Annotated in this window: 17 protein-coding genes and 1 pseudogene; 14 read left to right on the top strand and 4 right to left on the bottom strand. The window is 70.0% G+C overall.

Annotated elements, in window-relative coordinates; translation table 11 throughout:
- Positions 1-85 precede the first annotated feature (85 nt).
- Both ACERZO_RS39765 and ACERZO_RS39760 read left to right on the top strand, forming a co-directional pair.
- Entirely contained in the window at positions 86-226 is a 141-nt protein-coding gene (locus tag ACERZO_RS39765; protein ID WP_372671173.1) for a hypothetical protein, read from the top strand.
- Between the two features lie 641 nt (positions 227-867).
- A pseudogene (locus ACERZO_RS39760) lies at positions 868-1,835 on the top strand (IS481 family transposase).
- Here ACERZO_RS39760 and ACERZO_RS39755 read toward each other — a convergent pair.
- The 3 genes from ACERZO_RS39755 to ACERZO_RS39745 form a co-directional block, all read right to left on the bottom strand.
- Complete coding sequence (locus ACERZO_RS39755; protein ID WP_372671172.1) at positions 1,832-2,572, bottom strand: ribonuclease activity regulator RraA; 741 nt, start codon at positions 2,570-2,572, stop codon at positions 1,832-1,834. The pseudogene ACERZO_RS39760 and the gene ACERZO_RS39755 overlap by 4 nt on opposite strands.
- A 134-nt stretch (positions 2,573-2,706) precedes the next feature.
- Complete coding sequence (locus ACERZO_RS39750) at positions 2,707-4,140, bottom strand: non-reducing end alpha-L-arabinofuranosidase family hydrolase (RefSeq protein ID WP_372671171.1); 1,434 nt, start codon at positions 4,138-4,140, stop codon at positions 2,707-2,709.
- 198 nt (positions 4,141-4,338) lie between these two features.
- Positions 4,339-5,064: a TetR/AcrR family transcriptional regulator gene (locus ACERZO_RS39745; RefSeq protein ID WP_372671170.1), complete on the bottom strand. Its 726-nt coding sequence runs from the start codon at positions 5,062-5,064 to the stop codon at positions 4,339-4,341.
- 88 nt (positions 5,065-5,152) lie between these two features.
- On the opposite strand from ACERZO_RS39745, the gene ACERZO_RS39740 reads away from it, so the two are divergent.
- From ACERZO_RS39740 to ACERZO_RS39725, 4 genes are read left to right on the top strand one after another with little or no spacing between them, the layout of a single operon-like run.
- Entirely contained in the window at positions 5,153-5,344 is a 192-nt protein-coding gene (locus ACERZO_RS39740) for a hypothetical protein (RefSeq protein ID WP_372671169.1), read from the top strand.
- Positions 5,341-6,300 carry a quinone oxidoreductase family protein gene (locus ACERZO_RS39735; protein WP_372671168.1) on the top strand — a complete coding sequence of 320 codons (960 nt, stop codon included), beginning with the start codon at positions 5,341-5,343 and terminating at the stop codon, positions 6,298-6,300. Before ACERZO_RS39740 ends, ACERZO_RS39735 begins: the two co-directional genes overlap by 4 nt.
- Positions 6,301-6,345: 45 nt before the next feature.
- A complete protein-coding gene (locus tag ACERZO_RS39730) occupies positions 6,346-6,783 on the top strand; it encodes a nuclear transport factor 2 family protein (protein WP_372671167.1) in 438 nt (145 codons plus the stop codon).
- The gene (locus ACERZO_RS39725; RefSeq protein WP_372671166.1) at positions 6,780-7,340 is read left to right on the top strand and encodes a TetR/AcrR family transcriptional regulator; all 561 of its coding nucleotides are present in this window, start codon (positions 6,780-6,782) and stop codon (positions 7,338-7,340) included. Before ACERZO_RS39730 ends, ACERZO_RS39725 begins: the two co-directional genes overlap by 4 nt.
- Here ACERZO_RS39725 and ACERZO_RS39720 read toward each other — a convergent pair.
- Positions 7,337-9,460, bottom strand: coding sequence for an FUSC family protein (locus ACERZO_RS39720; RefSeq protein ID WP_372671165.1), 2,124 nt, complete (start codon positions 9,458-9,460; stop codon positions 7,337-7,339). The genes ACERZO_RS39725 and ACERZO_RS39720 overlap by 4 nt on opposite strands.
- A gap of 625 nt (positions 9,461-10,085) precedes the next feature.
- Here ACERZO_RS39720 and ACERZO_RS39715 point away from each other — a divergent pair.
- The 8 genes from ACERZO_RS39715 to ACERZO_RS39680 all read left to right on the top strand — a co-directional run bounded on the left by ACERZO_RS39715 (position 10,086) and on the right by ACERZO_RS39680 (position 24,775).
- Complete coding sequence (locus tag ACERZO_RS39715; RefSeq protein ID WP_372671164.1) at positions 10,086-16,583, top strand: RHS repeat-associated core domain-containing protein; 6,498 nt, start codon at positions 10,086-10,088, stop codon at positions 16,581-16,583.
- A complete protein-coding gene (locus tag ACERZO_RS39710) occupies positions 16,580-17,065 on the top strand; it encodes a hypothetical protein (protein ID WP_372671163.1) in 486 nt (161 codons plus the stop codon). The genes ACERZO_RS39715 and ACERZO_RS39710 overlap by 4 nt, the downstream gene beginning before the upstream one ends.
- A gap of 579 nt (positions 17,066-17,644) precedes the next feature.
- Positions 17,645-18,346, top strand: a complete 702-nt coding sequence (locus ACERZO_RS39705) for a helix-turn-helix domain-containing protein (protein WP_372671162.1) — start codon at positions 17,645-17,647, stop codon at positions 18,344-18,346.
- Between the two features lie 450 nt (positions 18,347-18,796).
- Positions 18,797-19,612: a hypothetical protein gene (locus ACERZO_RS39700; RefSeq protein WP_372671161.1), complete on the top strand. Its 816-nt coding sequence runs from the start codon at positions 18,797-18,799 to the stop codon at positions 19,610-19,612.
- A gap of 94 nt (positions 19,613-19,706) precedes the next feature.
- Entirely contained in the window at positions 19,707-20,576 is an 870-nt protein-coding gene (locus ACERZO_RS39695) for a helix-turn-helix domain-containing protein (protein WP_372671160.1), read from the top strand.
- A 209-nt stretch (positions 20,577-20,785) separates the two neighbouring features.
- Positions 20,786-21,748, top strand: a complete 963-nt coding sequence (locus ACERZO_RS39690; protein ID WP_372671159.1) for a PDR/VanB family oxidoreductase — start codon at positions 20,786-20,788, stop codon at positions 21,746-21,748.
- A gap of 1 nt (position 21,749) precedes the next feature.
- Entirely contained in the window at positions 21,750-22,259 is a 510-nt protein-coding gene (locus ACERZO_RS39685; protein ID WP_372671158.1) for a hypothetical protein, read from the top strand.
- Positions 22,260-22,456: 197 nt separating this feature from the next.
- Positions 22,457-24,775 carry a YncE family protein gene (locus ACERZO_RS39680; RefSeq protein ID WP_372671157.1) on the top strand — a complete coding sequence of 773 codons (2,319 nt, stop codon included), beginning with the start codon at positions 22,457-22,459 and terminating at the stop codon, positions 24,773-24,775.
- Positions 24,776-24,795: the final 20 nt, after the last annotated feature.

The following is a 24,795-nucleotide window of genomic DNA, read 5'->3' as shown; positions in this document are numbered from 1 at the left end:
GACATGAATGACTCATTCATGACGCCTGACGACAGGGTCCCGGCAAAGTCGGATCGGTGCGGCCGGCCCGGTGGCCGGTGACGTCATGACCGAGTCGTTCACCTTGCCGGATGCGATGAACGAGTCGTTGATGACCACCGAAGCCCAGCGTTCCGCGGGCGGAGGTGTGCCGGGCGGAGCATCGCCCCGGCCGACTTTGCTGGAGCCCTGGCGTCAGGTGACTTGAATGGTCATGGCGTGCGGGGCGGGGTGGGGCTTGGGGACGCGCATTCGGGTCGCGTGAGGTGGGGCGGCTGCAGCTGTCCTGTCAAAGCCCTTCCGGCACCCCGAAGCTGTCATGGTGACTACGGCCGGCAACACCGGGTCAAGGCGGGAAAGATGCCTTGACCCGGCGTTGCCGGCCGTGTTCTGGCTTCGGATCGGGGTGCGGGGGGAGTCTGGGTTCTCGTCGGTGTCTGTTCTCGGGGGCCTCTCGCCTTTGGTGTCGGCCTTTGTGGCGTGGCGAGGCGGTGGGTAGTCAGTCGTGGAGGTGGCGGTTGGCGGATGGCATGAATGACTCATTCATGACGCCTGACGACAGGGTCCCGGCATAGTCGGATCGGCGCGGCCGGTCCGGGGGCCGCCGAAGCGCCTCTTCGGCCCGGCGTTCCGCGGGCGGTGGTGCCGGGCGGAGCATCGCCCCACCCGACTTTGCCGGAGCCCTGACGCCTGGCGACATGAATGACTCATTCATGTCATCGGGACCAGCTAGGTGTAGTGACCATGGACGTTGTTGACCGTTGAGCGGCGCGTCGGGTTGATCAAGACGAAGACCTCCGTGTGTGGTGCTGGTGTCTGACGCCATCACCGAACACAACGGAGGTCTTCGTGCCCCACCGTAATGCCCGGTTGACCCTGCACGGACGCCGGTTGCTCATCGACCGGGTCACCGCGGGACGCCCGGTCGCCCACGTGGCCACCGAGCTGGGAATCTCCCGCGCCACCGCCCACAAATGGGTCCGCCGCTACCGCGAACACGGCGACGCCGGCCTGCTCGACCGCCCCAGCCGGCCACACCACACACCCACCCGCACGCCCGAGGCAACCGAACAGCAGATCCTCGACCTGCGCCGCAACCGACGTCTCGGCCCGGCCCGCATCGCCGGCATCCTCGACCTGCACGCCTCCACCGTGCACCGCGTCCTGACCCGCCACCACCTGCCGAAACTGGCCTGGCTGGACCGCCCCACCGGACAACCCATCCGCCGCTACGAACGCGCTCGCCCCGGCGAACTCCTCCACGTCGACGTGAAGAAACTCGGCCGGCTCCGCGACGGTGGTGGCTGGCGAGTCCACGGCCGCGACAGCACCCAACACGCCGCCGCACGCAACGCACCACGCGTGGGCTACGAATACGTCCACTGCGCCATCGACGACCACACCCGCATCGCCTACGCCGAAATCCACCCCGACGAAACCGCCACCACCTGCGCCGGATTCCTCCGCCGCGCCGCCGCCGCGCTGGCCGAGCTGGGCATCGACCGGATCGAACGAGTCATGACCGACAACGCCCTGGCCTACCGCCGCTCCCACCCCTGGCGTGAAGCCCTGGCCGACCTCGGCGCCGAAGCCCGCTTCACCCGCCGCTACCGGCCGCAAACAACGGCAAAGCCGAACGCTTCAACCGCACCCTCGCCGAGGAATGGGCCTACGCCCAACCCTTCACCAGCTCACACCACCGCGCCCAAGCCCTGCCCGAGTTCCTCCACCGCTACAACCACCACCGAGCCCACACCTCACTCGGCGGAAAGCCACCCATCACCCGCGTCAACAACCTCACAGGGCACTACAGCTAGGCGCGGCCCTGGTCGGCGCGCCACCGTTCGTATTCGGGCCGGGCCTCGTCCGAGAGCGGGTAGTACAGCCGCATGTCGCCGCCCTCGGCCAGCCGGATCCGGGAGAACTCCTCCCATTCCGCGTGTTCCTGGGCGTGCGCCACCAGCGCGGGGGCGAGCTTGACCGGCACGACGACCGCCCCGTCGTCGTCGGCGACGACGATGTCGCCCGGCTCGACGAGTGTGCCACCACAGGCCACCGGCACGTTGACGGCGGCGGGGACGATGCCGGTCTGGGCGTGGAAGTTCGGGGTGGCGCCCCGGATCCACAGCCCGAGCCCGAGCTGCTTGGCCTCGCCGGTGTCGCGCAGGCACCCGTCGACGATCACGCCGGCCCCGCCGCGGCCCTTGAAGTAGGTCAGCATCATTTCGCCGAACACGCCGCTTTCCATGTCCCCGCGCGCGTCGACGACGATCATGTCGCCGGGCTGGGCGTGGTACATGACGTGCCGGTGCAGCTGCTTTTCCGGTTCTTCGTACTCGTCGACGGGATAGAGGTCTTCGCGTTTCGGCAGGAACTGCAGCGTCAGCGCCGGCCCGGCCACGCGCACGCCGGGCGTCACCGAAACCGGGCCGCGGATGAAGGCGCTGCGGATGCCCATGCGGCTGAGCTCGCCGCTGGCCGTCGCACTGCCGATGGCCGCGAGCGCCGCGCTGAGCTCGGCGGGCGGGCGAACGATGTCGTGCGTCTCGACCACGTCGGCAGCTCCCTCGGGTCCGCGCCGGCCGGAAAACCGGAGTGTTCCGAGCCTAGTCCGGGAAACCCGGTCGATCAACTTCCGCGAAACACGGAAACCCCGGCCGCGGGCCGGGGTTTCCGTGTTTCGTCGGCTCAGCGCTGCAGCGTCAGCACGCCCGGCCGCCACGGCAGCTGGTCGTAGGGACCGCTGGCGTTGGGGGACTTGCCTTGGTAGAGCAGCTGGAGGTTGCAGGGGTCGACGGTCATGGTCTGGTCCGGGTTGGTGCGGACCAGGTCACCGTGGCTGATGTCGTTGGTCCAGCTCGCACCGCTGTTGGCCTTGCCCGCGAAGGGATTGCTTTCGCTGGCCGCCTGCGGCGTCCACGAGCCGCCGAGGCTGCTGGCCGTGAACGAGCGGAAGTAGCGGCCGTTCGCGCCCATCGCCTCGACGATCATCAGGTACTGGTTCTGGCCCTGGACCTTGTAGACCTGGACCGCCTCGAACAAGTTGGCCTGCGTGTCGCTCATGATCGTCGTGTAGTTCGAGCCGAAACTGCCCGGGAAGTTCCCGATCGGCATGCTCGCCCGGTAGATCTTGCCGTTGTCCCCGGCGAAGAACAGGTACATGTTCGAGCCGTCGGCGATCAGGGTCTGGTCGATCGGACCCGTACCGGAGCCGGAGATGCTGCCCGTGAACAACGGCTGCGGCGACGACCAGCCGTTGGGGTTGGTGGGGTCGCTCGAGGTCCGGTAGATGAAGGGCCAGGCACCCCACTGGTAGGCCAGTACCCAGATGTTCTTGGGCGCGAAGTAGAACAGTGTGGGCGCGACCGCGGCCTGGCTCATCCCGTTCTGGCCGGCCGAAGCCATGTCGGACCAGTTGGTGAAGGGGCTGAAAGCCATCGAGCCGTAGGTGGAACCCGAGACGTTCGAGGCGTATACGAGGTGCTTGCCGTTGTAGACGACGTTGGTGAAGTCCTTCAGCGAGACCCAACCGTTCTTCGGCGTCGCCAGCACACCGGTCGACGACCAGCGGTAGCTCGACGGGAGGGAACAGCCGGTGCCCCCGCCGGTCGTGGTCGTGGTCGTCGTCGGCGTGGTCGACAGGCCCGTCCACTTCTGGTTGCTGCCCCCGTTGCAGGTCCAGAGCCCCACGGCGGTCCCGTTGGCCGTACCGCCACCGGTGACGTCGAGGCAGAGCCCGGACTGCACGCCGACGATGGTGCCGTCGGAGTTCACCCGCCACTGCTGGTTGGCCCCACCGTGGCAGGTCCAGATCTGCACCCGCGTGCCGGCGGTGGTCGAGCTGCCGGGTACGTCCAGGCACTTGCTGCCGAACACGGTGAGCAGGCCACTGGTGGTCGACGTCCACTGCTGGCCGGCTGTGTTCCAGCAGTCGTAGATCTGCAGGGAGGTACCGTCGGTCTGGCTGGCGTTCGGGACGTCGAGGCACCGCCCCGAACCGACCCCGTGCAGCGAACCGGTGACATCGGCCTGCGCCGACGTCCCACCCAGCACCACCGTGGCGACAACCGTCACGACGGCGGTCGCCGCGGCGATCAGTGATCGGATGCTTCCTCTGCTCATGACGAACTTCTCCCAGCCAGGTTCAGGTCCGCTTCCGGGGAGCGCCCGCCGTCGTGCGGCATCCCCGTCGGCGAGCCGGTTGTTATCGCTAACATGAGTTGCGCCAGCGTGGCTGTCCGGGAGAAGAAATGTCAATGAAAGGCGCCCGGGGAACGTCCCGGCGGTGAAAGTTACATGGACGCGACCACAGTGGACGAATCAGAGGCGGAGCCCGTCCAGAAGCGCGACGAGGCCGCGCTCGAACTGGGCCGTGAGCGGATCCGCTCCGGCCGTGTCGTTGTTCCGATCGGCCCCTGACTGCTGCCGGTAAAGGGCCGCGAGGCGCGGGAACTGCCCGGTGGCGAGCTGTTGCTGCCCGTAGGTGAGGGCGTCGGCGACGAGCTGGGGGTTGTGCTCGGCTTGGGCCACGCGAGTGCGCGTCTCGATGGTGTGCAGGGCGCTGCCGAACACGTAGTCGTCCACGATCCCCCAGAGCGACAGCTTCGCCGCGGGGTCCAGGTCGAGCTGGTCGAGCGCCGCAAGCGATTGCTCGATGTGCCGCATGGCGTTCGGCCCGAACCGGGCGTCGTCGAGCGACGCGATGGACCACGGGTGGGCGAGCAGGACGTCGCGGGTCCGCCGGGCGATGACGATGACCGCGTCGCGCCAGTCCGGCGGTAGCTCGTCGTCGGGGATCAGCAGGTCGGCGAGGATCGAGTCCTGCATCAGCGCCACCAGGTCGGCCTTGGTGCGCACGTAGTAGTAGAGGCTCATCGTGCCCGCCCCGAGCTCGGCGGCGACGCGCTTCATCGTGACCGCCCCGAAGCCTTCGGCGTCCGCGACCCGCACCGCGGCGGCGGTGATCTGCTCGCGGCTGAACCGCGGCCGGCGCTCGTGGGGCTGCGGTCGCAGCCAGATCAAGTCACTGCTGTCCGTCTTCGCCATTTTCCTGTCCTCGCCCTGTTCGTGCGTGATACGATCATCTTGTTCGTACCTGATACGAACAAGTGGCCACGCCCAGGAGGAGGACTCCATGTCGGCATCGATCACCGAACGGCTCCACGAGCACCTGCACAAGCTGCCGGGGATGCCCGCGCACTCGGAAGCAGGCCATCGGCACCGGCACGCGAACCCGAAGCGGCGGCACACCAGGCCGCCGCGGGTCCTGGTCGGGTGGCAGAACTGGATCGCCGGCCTCGTCGCCGGAAGAGGTGATCGCCGGTGAAAGCGGCGGTCCTGCACGAGTTCGGGGGTGTGCCGCGGTACGAGGACTTCCCCGATCCGGTCGCGGGCGACGGTGAGGTCCTGGTGGAGGTGAAGGCTGTCGCGGTGGAGAACGTCGACAAGGCCGTCGCGGCGGGCACCCACTTCGCCGCCCGCCACTTCCTCCCCGGGCTTCCCGCGATCGTCGTGTTCGACGGGATCGGCACCCTCCCCGACGGCACCCTCGTCGGGTTCAGCCGGCCGCGCCCGCCCTACGGCGCGCTGGCCGAGCGCACCGTCGTCCCGGTCCGGAACACGACCCCGGCACCCGAGGGGATCGACCCGGCCGTCGCCGTCGTGATTTCCTCCGCCGTCACCGGCTTCGCGATCGAGACCGCGGCCGGCTTCACCCCGGGCGAGACCGTCCTCGTCCAGGGCGCGACCGGCGTCGCCGGAAGGCTTGCCGTGCAGGTGGCCCGGCTGCTCGGCGCGGGACGCGTGGTGGCCACGGGCCGCGACGACGACGCGCTGGCCGAGGTCGCCGGCCTCGGCGCCGACGCGGTGATCAACACCGCGGTGGCCGACGACGAGCTCACCGAAGCCTTCGCAACCGAAGCCGGCGAGGGCTACGACGTGGTGCTCGACTTCCTGTGGGGCCGCCCGACCGAGCTGTTGCTCAAGGCGCTCGTACCCAGCCGGATCGGCCGGCCGAAAGCCACCCGCCTCGTCCAGGCGGGCGAGTCGGCCGGATCCCGGATCGCGCTCACCGCGGACAGCGTCCGCACGTCCGGCGTGGAGGTCTGCGGCGTCGGCAAGGGCCTGGACGGACGGGCCGTGGCCGACGCCTACGGCCGCATCGTCCGGTGGACGCGCGAGGGGAAACTCGTCGCCGGAGTCGAGCGCGCCCCGCTCGGCGACATCGAGACGGCTTGGCAGCGAACCGACCTGCGCGGCCGGCGGCTCGTCGTGACCCCGTGAGGCACCGCGCTTGCCAGTGAGCTTACTTACTTGTAAGTTAGCTCCATGACAACGTTCGAGGCCGCCGTGGCCGCGACCGACTTGGCCGCGGTCCAGGCGTTCAGTGACCGGTGGGCGAAGGCGTGGAACGACCACGACGCCGACGCGGTCGCCGCGATGTGCGCGGACGACCTCGTCTACGACGAACCCGCGGTGGGCCGGACGGTCCACGGCCCGGATTCGATCCGCGAGTTCGTGACGCGCATGGCGCGCGGCTATCCGGACTACTCCTTCACGCTCATGGGGTTGTACGCCGAGGTGACGCGCCGCGCCGTGCTGGTCGCGTGGCGCTTCACCGGTACCTTCGCCAAGACGGGCCGCCGGGTCGAGTTCCACGGTGACGACCGCTTGGAGCTGGGCGAGGACGGGCTGATCCACGCCTATCGCTGCTTGTACGACAACAAGTTCGTGCTGAGCCAGCTCGGCGGCGCGGAGCAGGGGTGACCGACGGAGGCCGGGCTCGCCTGCCCGCCGCGGCGCGCCGGGCGGGGATCATCGAGGCCGCCGACGCGGAGTTCGCCGTGCACGGGCTGGCGGGTACGCGGCTGGAAGCCATCGCCGGCCGGGCCGGGATCTCGCACCCGCGGATCGTGCAGATGTTCGGCTCCAAGCAGAAGCTGTTCCTCGACGTCGTCCACGCCGCCTTCGACCGGATCGAGGCCGCGTTCGACGGTGCCGAGCCGACACTCGTGGCGCTCGGGACCGCTTACGTGCGGCTGCTGCAGCGTGATCGGACGGTCGGGCTCGTCGTGCTGCAGGGTTACGCGGCGGCGGCCGACGAGGACGTCCGGGAGGCGGTGCGGCGCCGCCACCTCGGTCTGCTGGACTCGATCGCCCGGTTGACGGGGGCGGATGCCCTGCAGGTGCGGACGTTCTTCGCCACCGGTCTCGTCCAGACGGTCTCGGCGGCGCTGGAGCTGCCCGGGCGACGCGCCGACACGGCTTGGAGCGGGTGGATCCTCGGGCTCGCCGATCCGGCCGCCGCGGAGGGGCCCCGCTAGCGCCACCACGGGCGGTGGCGCTGGGCCGCCACCACGGCGGCGGGTTCGACGAGCTCGCCGAGCCGGGCCGCGATGTGCTTGATGTGTTCGTGCACCCACAGCGCGCAGGCGAGGTCGCGCACCGAAGCGCCGGGCTGCTCGAGGACGTCGGGGAACGCGGGTGGGGCGAGCATGGGCACGTCGCCGTGGTCGGTGCGGTCCAGCCGCGACGCGAGGTGGTCGTACCAGGCGGCGAGCTGCCCGGCTTGGTCGCCGAGGAGCCGGCGGAACGGGTCCGGCTCGACGTGCGGGTTCGGCAGACCGGCCAGCGACTGCGCGGTCAGCCGCGAGCGGACCGTGCCCATGACCAGCCGCCACAGGTCGTGTTTGGGGACGTGCTTGGTGCCCTGCTCGCTGAGGAAGCCCCGGAGCGCGTCGTCGAGCCGGGTCCCGGCCGCGGTCGCCGCGGCCGGCGTGGGGGCGTCGTGGCGGAGGCCGAGCGCCCAGTCCGCGGCCGCGGCCAGGTACGCGCCGCCGGTCCGGAACGCGTCGGCGAGGTCGTCGGCGACGACCGCCCGGGCGCCGCGCGGCCAGAACAGCGCGCCTGCCACGAGGCACACCGCGCAGCCGATGGCGACGTCTTCGATCCGCACGACACCGATCCGCCACCCGGCCGGCGCGAGCAGGTTGAACAGCACGGACACCGTCACGGTGAAGGCGGCCTGACCGGCGGTGAAGGGCAGGGCGCCGGGTGCGTAGGCGGCGACCAGCACCGCGATCGGCAGGGCGATCCACAACGCCGGCGCGCTGGTGCCGATGACCAGCAGCAACAGCGCACCGACGACGACGCCCAACGCGGTGCCGAGCAACGCCCGAAGCGCGGTCGACCCGGTCGCCGCCGCGTTGCCGCGCAGCACCGACAGCGTGCCGAGCACGACCCAGAACCCGTGCTCGACCCCGCTCACGCCGGCGACGACGACCGCGGCGGTCAGGGCCACCGCACCGCGGAGGCTGTTGACGAACCACACCGACCGCACGCTCGTGTGGGGTGAAGCGACGCGGGTCAGCGACGCGAACGAGAACCCGCGCGGACGCCGGCTGCCGGGCGCCGCGGCCTGTGCTTCGACAGCCGCGGCACGGACGGCGAAAGCGGCGGTGCGGGCGTGGAAGGACAGGTGGACCGCGTCGGCGTAACCCGGGTCGCCGGAATCCAGGTCGCGCAACCACGCCACACTCGCCTGGATCCTGCGGTCCAGTTCGCCGGTGTCCAGCCGGGCGGATCGACCCGCCATCAGCCGCTCGACCGTGCGCAGGCAGGCGCTGGTTTCGGCGAGGAGCTGCCGTTCGACCTCCGGCGCGCCGCCGAGGTCCGGGTACTCGCCGAGGGTGTCGGCGACGACCGAACCGCACCATTCGAGCAAGCCCACGAGGTTGTCGAGGGCTTGGTCTTCGGCGGCCAGCCCGGTCTGGCGGTACGGCGTCGCGGTGAATTCGTCGATGAGGTGGTGCTTGGCCTCGATCGCCGCCTCGTGGGCGGTGCCGACGGCGGGGTCGCCGCGCAGGGCCGCATCGAGGTAGTCGGCCAGCGTGCCGGCCGCCCGGGACGCCGCGTCACGCAGGGTCGTCGCGGGCGAGCGGGGCGACAGCAGCAGGACGGCCGCGGTGCCGACCACGGACGCCAGCCACCAGCCACCGAGGCGGGCGGGCACCATGCTCATCGCACCGGGCGAGGCGGCCGGGAGCACGTAGGCGAGCAGGGCGGCGGTGCCGCCGGCCGCCGCGTTCGGTCCCGCGACGCCGCCGAACAACACGAGGAAGGTGACGATCAGCGTGACGACCGCGGCCAGCGGCAACGAGGCGCTGGCGGCGGTCCCGACGGCCAGCAGGACACTGCCCACGACGGCGAGCCCGAAGTGCGCGCGCAGCTTGTCCCGCCGGTCGCCGCCGAAGGAGGCCAAGACCAGCGTGGCGAACCCGCCGAACGCGGCGAAGGTCGCCACTTGCAGGTCGCCGATCACGGTGACGCTGAAGGCGAACAGGCCGGGCACGACGAGCGTGGCCCGGACCGCACGCAGCGCAGCGGCCGTCGACCACTGTGGAATCCACGCACGTGTCTTCGGCGCGGGAGAATCGATCGCCACCGGCCGAGCATAGGCGCTCGGGGTCGCCGAACGCCGCCTACGCTGCTGTACGCGACCGGACCGCCTTGATGCACGAGTCCCAGGCATACCAAGGTGAATACGCATCGATCTCGGAGGGCGGACAAGGCACAAGGACTCGGCGTCCGCGCGCCATCAGGCTGCAAAGGGAAAACAACAAACCGACGGTGACCGGAAAGCGTCCCAGCCGACGTTTTCTGTTACGCCAAAAGGCCCACTCGGATGATTTCGGTTCGGCCGAGCGCTCTGCTGATCCCCTCGGTGCCGCCTCCGAAGGTAAAGGGGAAACAATGTCGGTGAATCACATGTTTGGAATCCGTAGAGAAAACTTCACCCCAACGGCTGATGGGTGCGGTCAAGAGGCGCGTTAGATTTCGTCTGCGGCTCCGGGTTCCCGGGTAGCTGACTGGAGTGCCTCTTGCGGGCTGCCTGGGGGAAGGTTGCGATGCCTGGTTCGGTCGTTCCTGCGCGCAAAAGATCGATCATCCGGGCTTTGCTCCGGCTTGCCCGAACTCTCACCCTGCTCGTGAGTGTTGTCGCCTTGACGGCCGGCGTGGTTTCGGCTGCCCAAGCGAAGCCGCCGGCCGACCCGAGGTCTGGTGGCGTCGTGGCCGCGAAGCCCGCCGACTTCGGCCCGGACGCGGCGAAGTCCGCGGATGTCGTCGTCGACGGCTGGGGTGACGCGCAGGGCTACCACCTCGAAGTCGGCCGGGAGAGTTCCGGGTTCGCCTGGCACGAGATCGCGCTGATCCACCCGGCGGGTTTCGACGACTCGTCGTGGACCGGTTACCAGTGCCTGTCCGGGGACGGCCGGTTCGCCGCGCTCGCGATCCTGCCCGCGTCGGCGGTGAACGTGCAGGCGGCACGCGATCACGGCGCGTTCGCCTACTCCGTCGACCTCGCTTCGGGCGAGGTGCACGCGCTCGCCGGTGGCGTCGGGCTGAAGTACTACTCGCCCGGCTGCGGGGCCGGTGACGACGCCGTGTTCACCGTCGCGGCCGACCAGAAGACGAAGCTGCTGACCGCCGACCTCGCCGCGGGGAAGATCACCGGCGCGATCACCGCGCCGGGGCAGATCACCTCGGCCGTGCCCACCCGGACCGGCATTGTCGGGGCCGCGGGCAACCGCCTGGTTTCCGTGCCCGCCATGGGAAATCCCGCCGTGATCGCGTCCGTGCCCGGGTCGGTGTACGACCTCCGCCCCTCGGCCGACGGCGGCGTGAGCTTCCTGCACACCGCATCCGGCGCGAAGGTCGCGACCGCCGCTCACGAGCACGGCGGCGTCGTCACGACCCTCGGCACCGGCGACCTCACCCGCGTGCAGCTGTCCCAGGGCCGCGCGGGGCACGCCATCCTCTCCGGCGCGACGCCGGCCGGCGCGAGTGTGCTGGCCGCGGCGGACGTCACGGCGGTCGCGGACACCAACCTCGCCCGCGGGGCTTCGACCGCGTCGCTGGACGGCGACGCCCTGCTCGGCCCGGACGCCGACGGGCACAAATCCACGCCCGCGGTGCTGGCCACGAAGACGGGCAAGGTCTTCGCGCCCGCGGTTCCGCCGAGCGCGGCCAAGGTCGCCACCGCTGTGCCCACGTACTCCGTCGCCCCGAAGGCCGCCCAGGCCCCGCACCAGAACCGCCTGAGCGCCCAGGCCGACGCGGCGCCGCAGACGACGAACACCACCCAGGCGCAGACTCCGAAGTGCGCGGTGCCGCCGTTGAACGCCAACCGCCAGGTGATGCAGCCGAACCCGGCGCAGGTCAACTGGGCGGTGCAGATGGCCGAGCAGGGCCTGCTCACCGGCAGCGCCTACACGCGGCCGGCCGGCTTCGGCAACCTGGGCCTCGTCGCGTACGCGCCCAACAGCGACTTCCCGCTGATCCCGCTGTCGCACCCCTCGGGCGGGACGAACACCGTGCCGCGGTCGATCTTCGAAGGCATCATGGCCCAGGAGTCGAACTGGTCACAGGCCTCCTGGCACGCCCCCGCCGGCACCGCGGGCGACCCGCTGATCGCCAGCTACTACGGCGCCGGCGGCGACATCGTCTCCATCAACTACGCCGCCTCCGACTGCGGCTACGGGATCAGCCAGGTCACCGACGGCATGCACATCGGCGACCACTCGCTGTCCGAGCACGGCCAGTGGAAGGTCGCGGTCGACTACCAGGAGAACATCGCCGCCGGCCTGCAGATCCTCGAGACCACCTGGAACCAGCTCTACAGCGCCGGGATCACCGCGAACAACGCCGACCCGCGTTACCTGGAAAACTGGTACTTCGCCGCCTGGGCGTACAACTCCGGCATCCAGCCGAACGCGGCCAACGGCAACACCACCGGCTGCACGCCCGGCCCGTCCTGCACCGGCCCGCACGGCACCTGGGGCCTCGGCTGGACCAACAACCCGGCCAACCTCGACTACCCGCCCAACCGCGACCCGTACCTGCAGGACACCTACGCCGACGCGGCGCACCCGGCGAGCTGGCCGTACCAGGAGCGCGTGCTCGGCTGGACCGCGAGCCCGCTGATCCGCTACGGCAGCCCGGCCTACGCCAAACCGACGTACAACGGCGGGCAGCACTGGGTACAGCCCGCGCCGTACACCACGATGTGCTCGCTGGCCGCCAACCAGTGCGACCCGAACAACACCAACACCTCCAACCCCGGCGCCAGCCACTGCATGCTCGACGACTTCCAGTGCTGGTGGCACAACCCGGTGACGTGGATCCCCAGCTGCGCCACGACGTGCGCGACGAGCCCGTACGCGGTCTCGGGAGGGAGCGAGCCGGCGAACCCGACCCAGAACCCACCCACGTGCAGCCAGGACACCTCGAAGGTGCCGAGCGGGTCGATCATCGTCGACGACGAGCCGAACCGCTTGAACCTGCAGGGCTGCGGTGGCGCGAACTGGTCCGGCAACGGCACGTTCACCTACACCTACGGCACGAACTCCGCCGGCGACCCGATCGGCGCGATCGACACCCACCAGCTCGGCACCGGCCTCGGCGGCCGGGTGCTGTTCACCCACACCGAAGACGGCTCGAACCCGGCCCTGATCAACACCGGCGTCTGGACGCCGAACCTGCCGTCGTTGCAGTACTACAAGGTCAAGCTGCACCTGCCCGGCCTCGGCGCGCAGGCGACGAACGTCGTCTACAACATCAATCCCGGTGGCGGGGTGACGCCGTGGAAGATCCGGGTCAACCAGGCGTGGAACTCCGAGCAGTGGGTGACCATCGGGACGTTCGCCATGCAGAACGGCGGCAACGTCACCCTGAACAACAACGGCAGCTCGCAGGACCAGGGCGGCTTCGGCTATTCGGACTTCGACGTGGCGTTCGACGCGGTCGCGTTCGTCCCCCAGGGCGGGACGCCGGGACAGCCGATCGGCGGCCCACCGGGCATCCAGGACGCTCCCAAGGGGTCCAACCCGGCCTACATCGCCTGCGGCTGCGCCCGCCGCACCGCGGGCGACCCGGTCGACACCTCGACGGGCTACTTCGGCGACAGCTTCACCGACCTCGCCACACCCGGCCGCGGCATGGCGCTCGACTTCAACCGCACCTACGCGGAGAGCATCGCCGACCCCAACGGCCCCAACAAGACACTCTCGGCCGACGGCCCGTTCGGCTGGGGCTGGACCTTCTCCTACAACAGCACCGCGGTCACCGACTCCTCGACCGGGAACGTCACCGTCAAGCAGGAAGACGGATCCTCCGTCACGTTCGTCGGCAGCGGTGGCGGCTACACGCCCGTGGCACCCCGTTTCGACGCGACACTGGTGAAGTCCGGTTCTTCGTACGTCTACACCCGGCGCGGCAACCAGATCTTCACCTTCGACGCCGCGAGCGGACACTTGACGGCGGAGACCGACCTGGCCGGGAGCAAGGCTTCGCCGCAGTACCAGACGACCTTGGCCTACGACGGTTCGGGCCACCTCGCCACCGTCACCGATCCCGGCAACCGCAGGTACACCCTCACCTGGACCGGTAACCACATCACCGGTCTCGCCGACACCGCCGGGCGTCAGGTGACCTACGGGTACGACGCCGGCGACAACTTGACGGACGTCTACGGAGTCGGGACCACGCGTACGCCGGCCCTCAAGGACGACGACCACACCAAGTACACCTACGACGGCAACCACCTGATGACGTCGATGCGTTCCCCGGCGAACTACGCGGGACCAGCGTCCGCGGCGACGTCCATGGTCTACGACAGCGCCGAACGCGTACACACCCAGACCGACGCGAACGGGCACACCACGACGTTCACCTACGGCCCGGACGGCGGCCTCGCGGCCGGGCAGACGCTGGTGACCGATCCGGCCGGGCACCAGAAGCTGGACACCTACCAGAACGGCCTGCTGGTTTCGGAGACCAAGGGATACGGCACGTCCGACGCGGGAACCACCTCGTACACCTATGATCCGGTCACCCTGGGCGTGAGCACGTTGACCGATCCGGACGGCGATCTGCAGACCTTCACCTACGACGACCACGGCAACAAGACCTCGGAGTCGAACGCTCTCGGGTTCACCACGGACCACCTCTACGACGACGCGGGAAACCTCGTGGAGACCATCGACCCCGATGGCGTCGCGACGGTCAGCCAGTTCGACCAGGCCGGCCACGTCCCCGCCGGGGCCATCGGGGTGCGGGTGCCCACCTCGACGACGATCACCCGCGCGAACAACGTCGTGGAATCGACCACCGGCAACTTCGGCCCGGCGCCGGTCCGGACCACCAACTACTACTACGACGACGCCGCCCACCCCGGCGACCGGACCCGCACGACGGATCCGAACGGCAAGACGACCACCACCGAGTACGACGGCTACGGCAACAAGGTCTCGGTGACCGACGGGGCCGGGGACAAGACCCGATTCGGCTACGACGCCCAGACCGGCTTGCAGACGTCCACTGTGGATGGAAACGGCGTCGCGGCCGGAGTCGTCCCCGGCTGCACCCCGCCCGCGAAGGGGTGCACGGTCTACGGGCACGACGCGCACGGCCACGTCACCCTGACCACCGACGCGCTCAGCCACCAGACGTCCGCGGGCTTCGACGCCGACGGCAACCAGACCTCGGTGACCGACGCCGACCACCACACCACGACCTCGGCCTACGACCCGGTCGGCCAGCTGAGCAAGGTGACGCAGGCGGACAACACGACGCAGATCACCGACCACAACCCGGACGGAACCGTCGCCGACACCATCGACGGCCTCAACGCCAAGACGACGTACGGCTACGACGGCCAGGGACGGAAGAACTCGCGCACCGACGCCGGCAACCGCACGACCGGTTCGCACCTCGATCCGGCCGGCCGGGCGCTGTCCACGACCGACCCCGACGGCCGGGTCGTCACCATCGGCTACGACGCGGCCGGTCAGCCGAAGACGGTGTCCTATTCGGACGGAGTGACCCCGGGAGTCACCTACGGGTACGACCCCGCGGGCCACCGGGTGTCGATGACCGACGGCACCGGCACCTCGACCTGGACCTACGACACGTTCGGCGAGATCACCTCGCAGAAGCAGGGCTCCGGCACCGTGGTCGGTTACGGCTACGACGACAACGGAAACCTGACCTCCATCACCTACCCGGGTCAGGCGACGCCGGTCGTGCGCGGTTTCGACGACGCCGAGCGGCTGAAGACCGTGACCGATTGGAACAGCAACAAGACGACGTTCGGCTACGACAACGACAATGCCGTCAAGACCACGTCCTATCCGGACGGAATCACGGTCACCGACGGCTACGACGACACCGATGCGCTGACCGGCACGACGGCCGCGGCCGGGACCGCTACCGCGGTGTCGATGACGTTCGGCCGTGACCCTATGGGCCAGCTGTCGGCCCGTACGGTGGGCTCGACGTCCCAGAACTTCGGCTATTCCGTCCGTGAACAGCTCGCTTCGGACGGCGCCACCACCTACGCGAACGACGCGGCGAACAACCCGGTCACCGTCGGCGCCGCCACTCAGGCGTTCGATCCGGCCGGCCGGCTGTGCTGGTCGTTGCCGAGCGGCACGGTGAGCAATCCCAGCTGTGGAACGGTTCCGGCCGGCGCCACCGGGTACACCTTCGACAACCTCGGCGAACGCAAGACAGCAGGCTCCGCAACCTACGGCTACGACCAGGTCGGCCGGTTGACGAGCCTCACCGGGCCGGCTCAGGCGACCTACGCCTACGACGGCGACGACCTGCGCGTCTCGAAGACGGCCGCCGGGGTCACCACCCGGTTCGTCTGGGACGCCGAAGCGACACCGAACCTCCTGAACGACGGGACGAACAGCTACCTGTACGGCCCGGGCGGCACCCCGATCGAACAAATCGGTGCCGGCGGCTCGTTCTGGTACGTGCACGACCAGGTGGGGTCGACCGTTGCGTTGCTGAACAACGCCGGGGCCGTCGCAGGCAGCTACACCTACACCCCGTACGGCCGGGTGACCGCCGCGGGCACCGCCCGGACACCGCTGCAGTTCACCGGGCAGTACACCGACTCGGAGTCAGGGCTGGTCTACCTCCGCGCCCGGTACTACGACCCCGGGACGGCGCAGTTCCTGACCGTCGACCCCCTCGTCGACCAGACCCGCACGCCGTACGCCTACACCGGCGGCAACCCGCTCAACTACACCGATCCGACCGGCCGCAGTTTCTGGAGCTCGTTCACCGCCGGCCTGATGGTCGCCGGCGCGGCGCTGGCCATCGGCGCCTGCGCCGTCCTCGAACCGTGTGGCGCGATCGCCGTCGGGGTCGGCGGCGCGATCGCGATCGACGCCGGCGCCGTCGCGGTGATCGGCGCGGCCGGCGCGGCCGCCGGTGGCATGACGGCTGCCATGGCCGGCGGCATCGGCCGCTTCGAGGACATGGAGTGGGATCCGGGCGACGACGATGACGACGACGGCTGGCACACGTCGAAGAGCCGGGACGTCCAGCAGGAGCAAGCCGACAGTGCCTGGCGGGAGATCCAGCGGCGTGCTTCCCAGCTCGGCAAGCGGCTCACGGAAGCCGACCGGCGGACCTGGCACGACGCGATCAGCCACCGTGGGCTCGACTACAATGGAATCCTTCGTGAAGGCCTGCACCTGTTCTGTGGAGGATGAGTCCGCTGTCGACGGTCGATGAGCTGAAGGCGGCCCTGGCCGATCTGGTGTCGGCCAGGGTGATCGGCTTCAGCAGGACGGTGAACATCGCCGAAGTCGGATTCGCCCGCGGCGAGGTCGAAACCTGGCTGCACGCACAATGCCCGTTCAGGGTGACCCGCGGCGAGTCGACCTGGTTCGGCACGGTGGACACGGCCTACCCCGCAACGGCCGACGCCGACCCGGCCGAGGCCTACCGGAAGAACGAGACGATGTTCGACAAAAGGGCGCGACAGGTGAGCGAGCGTTTCCAGTCCGTCGAGTACGTCGTCGAAACGGCGACCTTGGGCCGGGCGGGGACGATAACGCTGGAGCTGACGGGTGCCGTCGTGATCGAAGTCTTCCCGGCTTGCGGTGGCCCGATCGAGCAGTGGCGCCTGTTCGATCGGGGTTCCGACGTCCACTACGTCTTCCCGGATGCCGCGGTGATCGGTGACCACTAGGCCTTCGACACGCCAGAAGGCCGGAGAGCCGGTGTCAAGGAAAAGACGCGAAGGCAAATAGGTGACTCACTCCATCGGGCGATAGGGCGGCTGTACTGCTAGCCTGACGTGGAAGAACGCGCCGGGGAAGTCCGGCGCCGCGCGGATGGTGTGGCACCTTTCTCGGCAGCCCGCCCGCGACGCACGCCGGATCACCGCCCTCCGCCGCGGTGGGGAGCTTTCGGTAAAGAGCTGTCAACAGTGGCGTCATCCATCGGTCATGTGGTCCCGCACCATTGGCCGGACCATGATCTCCGTTCCGCCATCCGGCCGTACCGGGAATGGTCCGGTCACGATGGGGAATCCACGAAGGGGAAGACCATGTGCGCGCCTTCGCCGCGGATCGGGCGGCCGGAACCGCCGAGTCTCGCTCCGGTCGCCTTCGAGTGTCCGATGTGGACATTGTCGGTCGCGTACTGGGCGCGGAGCGTTTGTTTTCGCCGGCTGTGCCACCGACCCCGCGGGCGGCCCGAAGCCGCCGGTGAAGCTCCCGAGCGGGAAGAAGCCCGGCTGTAGCCCGACGAACCGGATGGGGTGGCGATGGTGGAGGTCCAGCGAGGGCCGGGCGCTCGAAGCCTGCCCACGGAGGCACTGGAACAGCTGCGCCGGCAGGCCGTGGCCGCGGTCGGCTCGGGGTTGTCGCAGACGAGGGTCGCGAACATGTTCGGCGTGTCCCGGAAAGCGGTCGGCTCCTGGGTGCGCGCCTACGAGTCCGGGGGCGAGTCGACGCTGCGTCCCCGGCCTCGCGGCCGCCGGACGGGGGAGCAGCTGGTCCTGTCCGCGGCCCAGCAGGGCCGGGTGGTCGACCTCCTGGCCGCCGGGCCGCCCGACGAGGCCGGGTTGCCGTGGCTGGTGTGGACACGCAAGGCCGTTGCCGAGCTGATCGCGCGGGAATGCGGTCTCGCGCTGGCCGGGACGACGATCGACAAGTACCTGCTGCGGTGGGAACTGACCGGCCGCGACGGCGTCTTCTGCCGGCGACCCGGGTGCCCGCCGGGAACGCTGCTGGTGACCTGGACCCGCCCGCGGTCGCCCACGGGCGAAGGTGCGCTGCACGCCTTGGTCGCGGTGAGCGGCCGCGGCACGCTGCACTTCCTCGCCGCGACGACGCCGTTCACCGGCATCGGCGAGTTCCGGCGCCGGCTGCGGATCCAATGCGGCCGTGACGTCCGGCTGGTCCCGCACGACTGGCCCGCCGCCCACGCGGCGCTGCTCGACGACGGCGAGGCACGGCCGGCCTGAACCCGGCGCCCCACGACCGCCGATCCGGAATCCGGATCGGCGGTTTTTCTTGCGCCCAAGGCGTGTTACCCCGGCGTAAACAGTTGCCCGGTTTCCGGATCGCGGCCGGTGATTTCGCCGGAAAGGGGTTCCGTGTTCGCTTTGAAAGGGTTACAGCCGCCTCGATCGCGACCTCAGCCGCCCTGTCGACGGGTGTCCGGTATTTGCCTGTCGCGGTCGATGCGCTGTTTCCGGGTTCATTCCGCTGCGGTAGGCATAAGCCCTGGTAGAGGCGCCGGGTCCAGTGATCGCAACACGGCCGCAACGAACCCTCTCGCTCGTTTTCGCCCTGCTGGTCAAGAAAGCCGTGAAGCTGTCACCATGCCGTCGTCGGAGTTTTCCCAGACTGGCACATCGGGACCGCGAATACCTGAGACCGGGCCAAGAGTCCGGCGCCCGAGGAGGCGGCACGTGCGAACCACCCCATTTCTGACCGCGGGCGCCGTCGCGCTCACTTTCCTGAGCGCGACACCCGCGATCGCGGCCGAGACCCCCGCGACGGTGGTGGGCTGCTCGGCCACGGTGACCGGCGTGCCGGGCGAGCAGGTGGCGCTGGCGCCCACGTCGGTTGCCGAGCCACTGGTGTCCGCGCTGTCCGGCCTGGACCCGCTGGGCCTGCTGACGGGCACCTTCCGGTCGATCTGGGCCACCACGGCCCCGATCCCGGTGGGGACCGTCCCCGCCGGGGAGGCGGAGATCCCGGGAACCCGGATCGCGGACGCGGTCGTGACGCGCCTCGGCGAGCTTCCCGTGCTCGCGCCGGTGCTCACCCCGCTGGTGTCCGCGGTGCGCAGTTCGCTCGCCTCGCTCTGCGGCATCCTCGTGCGCGGCCAGGCGCCCGCGGGCTCCTCGCCGACGCCCCCTGCCGACCCGGCGCCGCCCGGTGCGGTCGGCGGTTCCCCGAGCGGTGGCACACCCGTCGCGGGCCGGCAGTGGACGGTCGCGGCGGTGCCCGGGCCGACGTCGAGTGGCGGCGCGGTGTTCGGCACCCCGATCCCCGGCCGGCTGCCGGGGGACGGCTTCCCGGTGTTCGCCGGCTCGGGGATGCCGCAGGCGGGCAGCGGAGCTCCGGTGGTGCTCGACGCGCGGCGCTCGGCCGGCTCGGGGGAGGCACTGGCCGCGCCGCCGGGCGACGAGCTCTCCTGGCCGGTCCTGGCGGGGATCCTGCTCTTGGCCGCGGTGAGCGCCCAGCTGGTGCGCAGGTGGGGTGTCCGCCGCTCCCGCTGATCCCGCCGCCCGCGAAGCTCCGTTACCGCCCGGTTACGGCGACCTTCGCAGGAGGGACGAGTGGTGACATCCCGTTCACGAAGGGACATTCCTCATGAGCAGCGCAGCTGCCATCATCCGGGACTTGGCCGTGACCGATCGTGATGCACGCAGCCTCTCCGCGGACGCACTGGAAGCGCTCCGGCGGCGAGCGGTCGCGGCTGTCGAAGCGGGGGTGACGCGCGCGGAGGTCGCCCGCTTGTTCGGGGTCTCGCGCAAGACCGTCGGCGCGTGGGTCGCCGCTTACCAGCGCGAGGGCGACGACGCGTTCCGGCCGCGGCGACGGGGGCGGCGGCCCGGTGAGCAGTTCGCGTTGTCGGCCGAGCAGCAGGCGTGGGTCGTGCGGACGATCGTGGCCGGCCTGCCCGAGCTGTGCGGGCTGCCCCAGCGGCTCTGGACCCGGCAGGCGATCTCCCAACTGGTCCGCCGCGAATTCGGCATCCTGATCAGCTCGCCGACGGTGTCGCAGTACCTGACCCGCTGGGGGTTGGTGGAAGAGCAGCGGTTGCTGGAGATGCGGCGCGGGCGCGTCCTGTCGGGCCGGCCGCGCGAACCGGTGCCCGGCAACGAATGGAACCCGGACGCGGAGGTCCTCTGGCTGGCCTGGACGACCCCGCACAAGCCGGCCGGTTCGCGGCGCGGCCCGGTCGCGAGCCGGCAGAACCTGCTGACGGGGTTCCGCGACTACTACGGCGACGTCAACCTCCTGCTCGCCTTGTCACACCGGGGAATGGTGTTCTTCCAGGCGCGGCGCGGGGCCTTCGACGGGCGGCAGGCGGACGAGTTCCTGACGCGGCTGACCGGCCAGTTCGGCCGAGGCCTCAACCTCGTCGTCTGCGAATGGCCCGTCGAGCACGACGCACTGCTGCGGGCCTGGCCGGAGCCCCGGGCCGGCCGGCTGTCGGTGCGCTTCACACTCGGCTGAATTCCGAGAACGGAACAAGTACGTCTTGCGGTGTCGCCGCGAATGAGTAGTATTTGACAACAGAGCCGAGTTGAGGTCATGGAAAACTTCACCGCTCCTCTCGTGCGCCGTGAAAACGGCGATACACGGAATTCATTTCTCAGCCATGCCGCTGTTTCCGGTGCTGGTTTGACTTGGTGGGCGAACCGACGCGGACAACCGGGAGAGCCATGACCGTCAACACCCTTCCTTCGGCCGACCTCGACCTCGAAGTGCTGCTGGCGCACAAGGAGACGATCGCCGACGGCGTCGTCCGGCTGGTGTTCCGCCACCCCGCCGGGGACCTGCTGCCGCCGTGGACGCCGGGCGCCCACGTGGATCTGCTGCTGCGACCGGACATCGTGCGCCAGTACTCCCTGTGCGGTGATCCCGGCGACCGCTCGGTGCTGGAAGTCGCGGTGCTGCGCGAGCCCGCCGGGCGCGGGGGATCGGCGTTCGTGCACGACGTGCTGCTCGCGGGTGACCGGGTCCGGATCCGTGGCCCCCGCAACAACTTCCCGTTCGTGTCGGCCGAGCGGTACCTGTTCCTCGCGGGCGGCATCGGCATCACCCCGCTCCTGCCGATGGTGGCGGCGGCCGACGCGGCCGGCACCGACTGGCAGCTGCTCTACGGCGGCCGGTCGCACTCGTCGATGGCCTTTGCCACACAGCTGCTCGAGAAGCACGGCGACCGGGTGGTGCTGTGGCCGCGCGACCGGGCGGGACTGCCCGACGTGCCCGGGGTGCTGAGCACCGCGGCCGCCGGCACCGCGGTCTACTGCTGCGGACCCGAGCCGCTGCTGGCCGCCGCCGAGGCGGCCTGCGCCGGCCGGCGCCTCGAACTGCACCTGGAACGGTTTTCTCCCAAGGAGATCACCGGGGTCGTGGCCGGGTTCGACGTCGAACTGGCCCGGTCCGGCCTGACGCTGACGGTCCCCGCCGACCGGTCGATCCTCGAGGTGGCCGAAGACGCCGGGGTGCCGGTGCTGTCGTCGTGCCGCGAAGGCACGTGCGGCACGTGCGAAACCCCGGTGCTCGGCGGGCTCCCCGACCACCGCGACTCCCTGCTCACCGACGAGGAGCAGGCCGCGAACGAAACCATGATGATCTGCGTGTCCCGCTCCTGCGGCCGGAAGCTGGTACTGGACCTCTGAGATGCTCGTGACGACGAAGAAACTCGGAACCTGGCTGGCGGCCCTGCTGGCCGCCGCCTCCTGTGGCTGGGCACTGTGGACGGTGGCCGGCCACCTCGGCGACGAGCGGCGGCCGTGGGTGGCCCAGGTCGCCGCTCCGCGAACGACGTCGCCGGCCGTTCCCTCGGCCACGCCGCCCGGTCCGCCTCCTGCGGCACCGGCTCCGACGTCACCGCCGTCGTTGCCCGGGCCGGATCCGGCCCTCCCCGACCGGCCCGTCGTGACCGGCGGCGTCCCGGTCACGACGCCACCGGGAACACCAGGGCCACCGGCGCCGACGGGGGAATACCCGCCGCCGTCCGGAGAACCGCCGCTGCCGCCCACTTCGGCGCCGCCGCCCGAGACGTCGCCGGTGCCGCCGGAGCCGTCGGAACCCCCGCCGACCGAACCCGCGCCGCCGCCCGCCCCGGAATGTGACTCGAGCGGACTGCTCGGACCGCTGCTGTGCACCGTGTTCGGCTTGCTCGGCTGAACCGGGAACTATTCAACGCAAATAGTTTCTCCGCTTTTATGGACACAATTGCTCACCAGACGCCTGCATTTCAGGGCTGATTATTTCACGTCGCGTTAACAGAAAAGCCGGGAATACCCCGCCGGGTTCGTGATTCACTTTCCTGCGTCCGGACGGCCCGTTTCCCGCCGGGCCGAACGAATACCGAAAGGAAGCCCATGTCCCCAGAAGCTCCGCCAGGAGCCCGCACGAGGCGGCGTCGCGCCAAGTCGGCCGTCACGGTCACCCTCGCGGTCGCCACCCTCGGCGCCTCCGCGATGGCCGCGGTCCCGGCCTCGGCGCAGCAGCCGATCGGGGTCGGCCCCGTGCCGATCACGTTCCACATGAAGGACGACAACGGCAAGTGGTTCGACTCCGGGCTCAACCTGTTCGGCGACCAGTCGCTCGCCGTGGCCGAGATGCCCCGCCTCGGCACGCTGGGCGGCCTGACGACCGGGGGTGAGCTGTCCAGCCTGCTGAACTCCGACCTCGCCGGTGCGGTCGGCAACCTGACGCAGAACCTCCTCGGCCAGGTCCCGCTGCTCGGTTCGCTCGGCGGTGAGCTGGGGAAGGCGCTGAACCTCGACAGCACCCTGTCCGCGGTGAAGTCGATCGGCGCGACCAACCGGCAGGCCGCGCCGGCGGCGGCGAAGGCGGAGAACCTGCTGGCGCAGTTCGGTCAGCAGCTGACCACGATGCACGCCGACCAGCCGCTCAACCTGAACTCCCTGCCGGTCGGCCTGGACCTGCAGGGCGCGCTCAACGACCTCGCCCAGTTCGCCGTCAAGGGCCCGCCCGTGACGGTCAACTTCGTGGTCGACCCGAAGGAGTCGACCGGCGCGCGCGACCCGATGGGCCTGATCGCTCCCGAAGGAGCGGAGGGCTTCCCCTACGACATGCCCGGCGGGGCGATGTTCGGCCGGCGGTCGATCCAGCTGACCGAGCCCGGGCTGTACGCCTTCACCGACATGGTGACGCCGTACATGCTGGGCGCGGTGGTGGTCGACGACCCGCTCACCATCGGCCTGGACTTCGGCAAGGCGTCGATGATCAACTCGCGCAACCTCGTCGTCCCGACCAACTCCGACATCGTCAACCGGCTGGTGAACACCTTCTTCAACATCACCAACCCGAACAACTGGCAGCAGTTCAAGCCGGACTCCGAGAACAAGTTCAACGCGATCCAGCCGCCGGTGCCGATCCTGCAGTACGACGCTGCGGGCAACCCGGTGCTGATCCCGAACCTGGACGCCTACTTCGACAAGAAGTTCTCGTACCCGAAGACCCTGTCGAAGGGCAATCAGCCCCCCGCGACGCCGGGCGTCGGCGAGGTGTGGATCGACACCGAGGTCGAGGAGTGGGCCGGCAAGAAGGCGGTCGGTTCGGCGACCAAGGTCAACGTGACGAACTGGACGGTCGACCGCAAGATCGGCGCCCCGTCGATCAACATGAACAACCCGCACAACATGTGGACCGACAAGGACTACAAGTACCTCTACCAAACGGAGTGGTTCTCCAACAAGGTCGACGTGTTCGACCGGGAGACGGGTGAGTTCGTCCGGCAGACCCAGGTCGGCCAGAACCCGGCGCACGTGATGACGGAGCCGGGCAGCGAAAAGCTCGTCATCGGCATCAACGCCGGCAACGAGGTCGTCGAACTGGCGCCGGGCGGCACGAACGTGCTCCGGAAGATCACGGTCAGCCCGACCGGTGAGGTCCGGCACCCGCACGCGCACTGGACCAGCTCGGACGGCAAGACGGTCGTCACCCCGAACGTGCTGACCAACAACGCGTCGGTGATCGACCTGCCGACCGGCACCGTCCGGACCGAGAAGACGGGCCAGTTCCCGATCGCCTCGAGCATGACCCCGGACTCCTCGAAGTTCTACACGGCGGACTTCACCGGCGAATCGATCACCTGCGTTTCGCTCGCGGCGCCCGCTTGCGTGGACAACGGGCAGAAGGTGCACAGCAAGACGATCGACCTGTGGGCGAACTACAGCCCGCAGGACGGCCCGAAGGCCGGCGCCCCGTTCGGCGGCCTGACGATCCAGCTGCCGGTGACCCCGGACGGCAAGGCGATGCTCGCGGCGAACGTGCTGTCCCAGACGGTCAGCGTCATCGACCCGAGGATCGACAAGATCGTCAAGGACCTGCCGTGCGCGGCGGGCTGCCACGGCATCAACTTCGGGGCCAAGAAGGGCGGCGGCTACTACGGCTACGTGTCGAACAAGTTCGCCAACGTCATGCAGATCATCGACGTCGACCCGAACGGCGACGGTGCCATCGACGACGCGAAGGTCGCGGGCCAGCTGACGCTCGACCCGACGGCGACGACCAAAATGGACGGTTCGATCGCCGGAAAGGCCGGCTACGGCGGCCAGGGCGTGCTGGCCGTTCCGCTGGTCTACAACGGCTGGGTCCAGCAGAACCAGGGGAACTGGCGGGCGCAGCTGACCTGCCGGCAGCTCAACCCCATCACCCAGTCCGCCTGCTGACCATCACGGTAGTGGTCCGG

The organism is Amycolatopsis kentuckyensis, from assembly GCF_041679295.1.
GTDB classification, from domain to species: domain Bacteria; phylum Actinomycetota; class Actinomycetes; order Mycobacteriales; family Pseudonocardiaceae; genus Amycolatopsis; species Amycolatopsis kentuckyensis_A.
This window is presented reverse-complemented; position numbering and strand designations above follow the sequence as displayed.

Coding starts and splice junctions, on each gene's coding strand:
- ACERZO_RS39690 (WP_372671159.1), top strand. CDS start 20,786: ATGACCGTCAACACCCTTCCTTCGGCCGACCTCGACCTCGAAGTGCTG.
- ACERZO_RS39705 (WP_372671162.1), top strand. CDS start 17,645: ATGGTGGAGGTCCAGCGAGGGCCGGGCGCTCGAAGCCTGCCCACGGAG.
- ACERZO_RS39685 (WP_372671158.1), top strand. CDS start 21,750: ATGCTCGTGACGACGAAGAAACTCGGAACCTGGCTGGCGGCCCTGCTG.
- ACERZO_RS39765 (WP_372671173.1), top strand. CDS start 86: ATGACCGAGTCGTTCACCTTGCCGGATGCGATGAACGAGTCGTTGATG.
- ACERZO_RS39680 (WP_372671157.1), top strand. CDS start 22,457: ATGTCCCCAGAAGCTCCGCCAGGAGCCCGCACGAGGCGGCGTCGCGCC.
- ACERZO_RS39750 (WP_372671171.1), bottom strand. CDS start 4,140: ATGAGCAGAGGAAGCATCCGATCACTGATCGCCGCGGCGACCGCCGTC.
- ACERZO_RS39740 (WP_372671169.1), top strand. CDS start 5,153: ATGTCGGCATCGATCACCGAACGGCTCCACGAGCACCTGCACAAGCTG.
- ACERZO_RS39745 (WP_372671170.1), bottom strand. CDS start 5,064: ATGGCGAAGACGGACAGCAGTGACTTGATCTGGCTGCGACCGCAGCCC.
- ACERZO_RS39695 (WP_372671160.1), top strand. CDS start 19,707: ATGAGCAGCGCAGCTGCCATCATCCGGGACTTGGCCGTGACCGATCGT.
- ACERZO_RS39710 (WP_372671163.1), top strand. CDS start 16,580: ATGAGTCCGCTGTCGACGGTCGATGAGCTGAAGGCGGCCCTGGCCGAT.
- ACERZO_RS39730 (WP_372671167.1), top strand. CDS start 6,346: ATGACAACGTTCGAGGCCGCCGTGGCCGCGACCGACTTGGCCGCGGTC.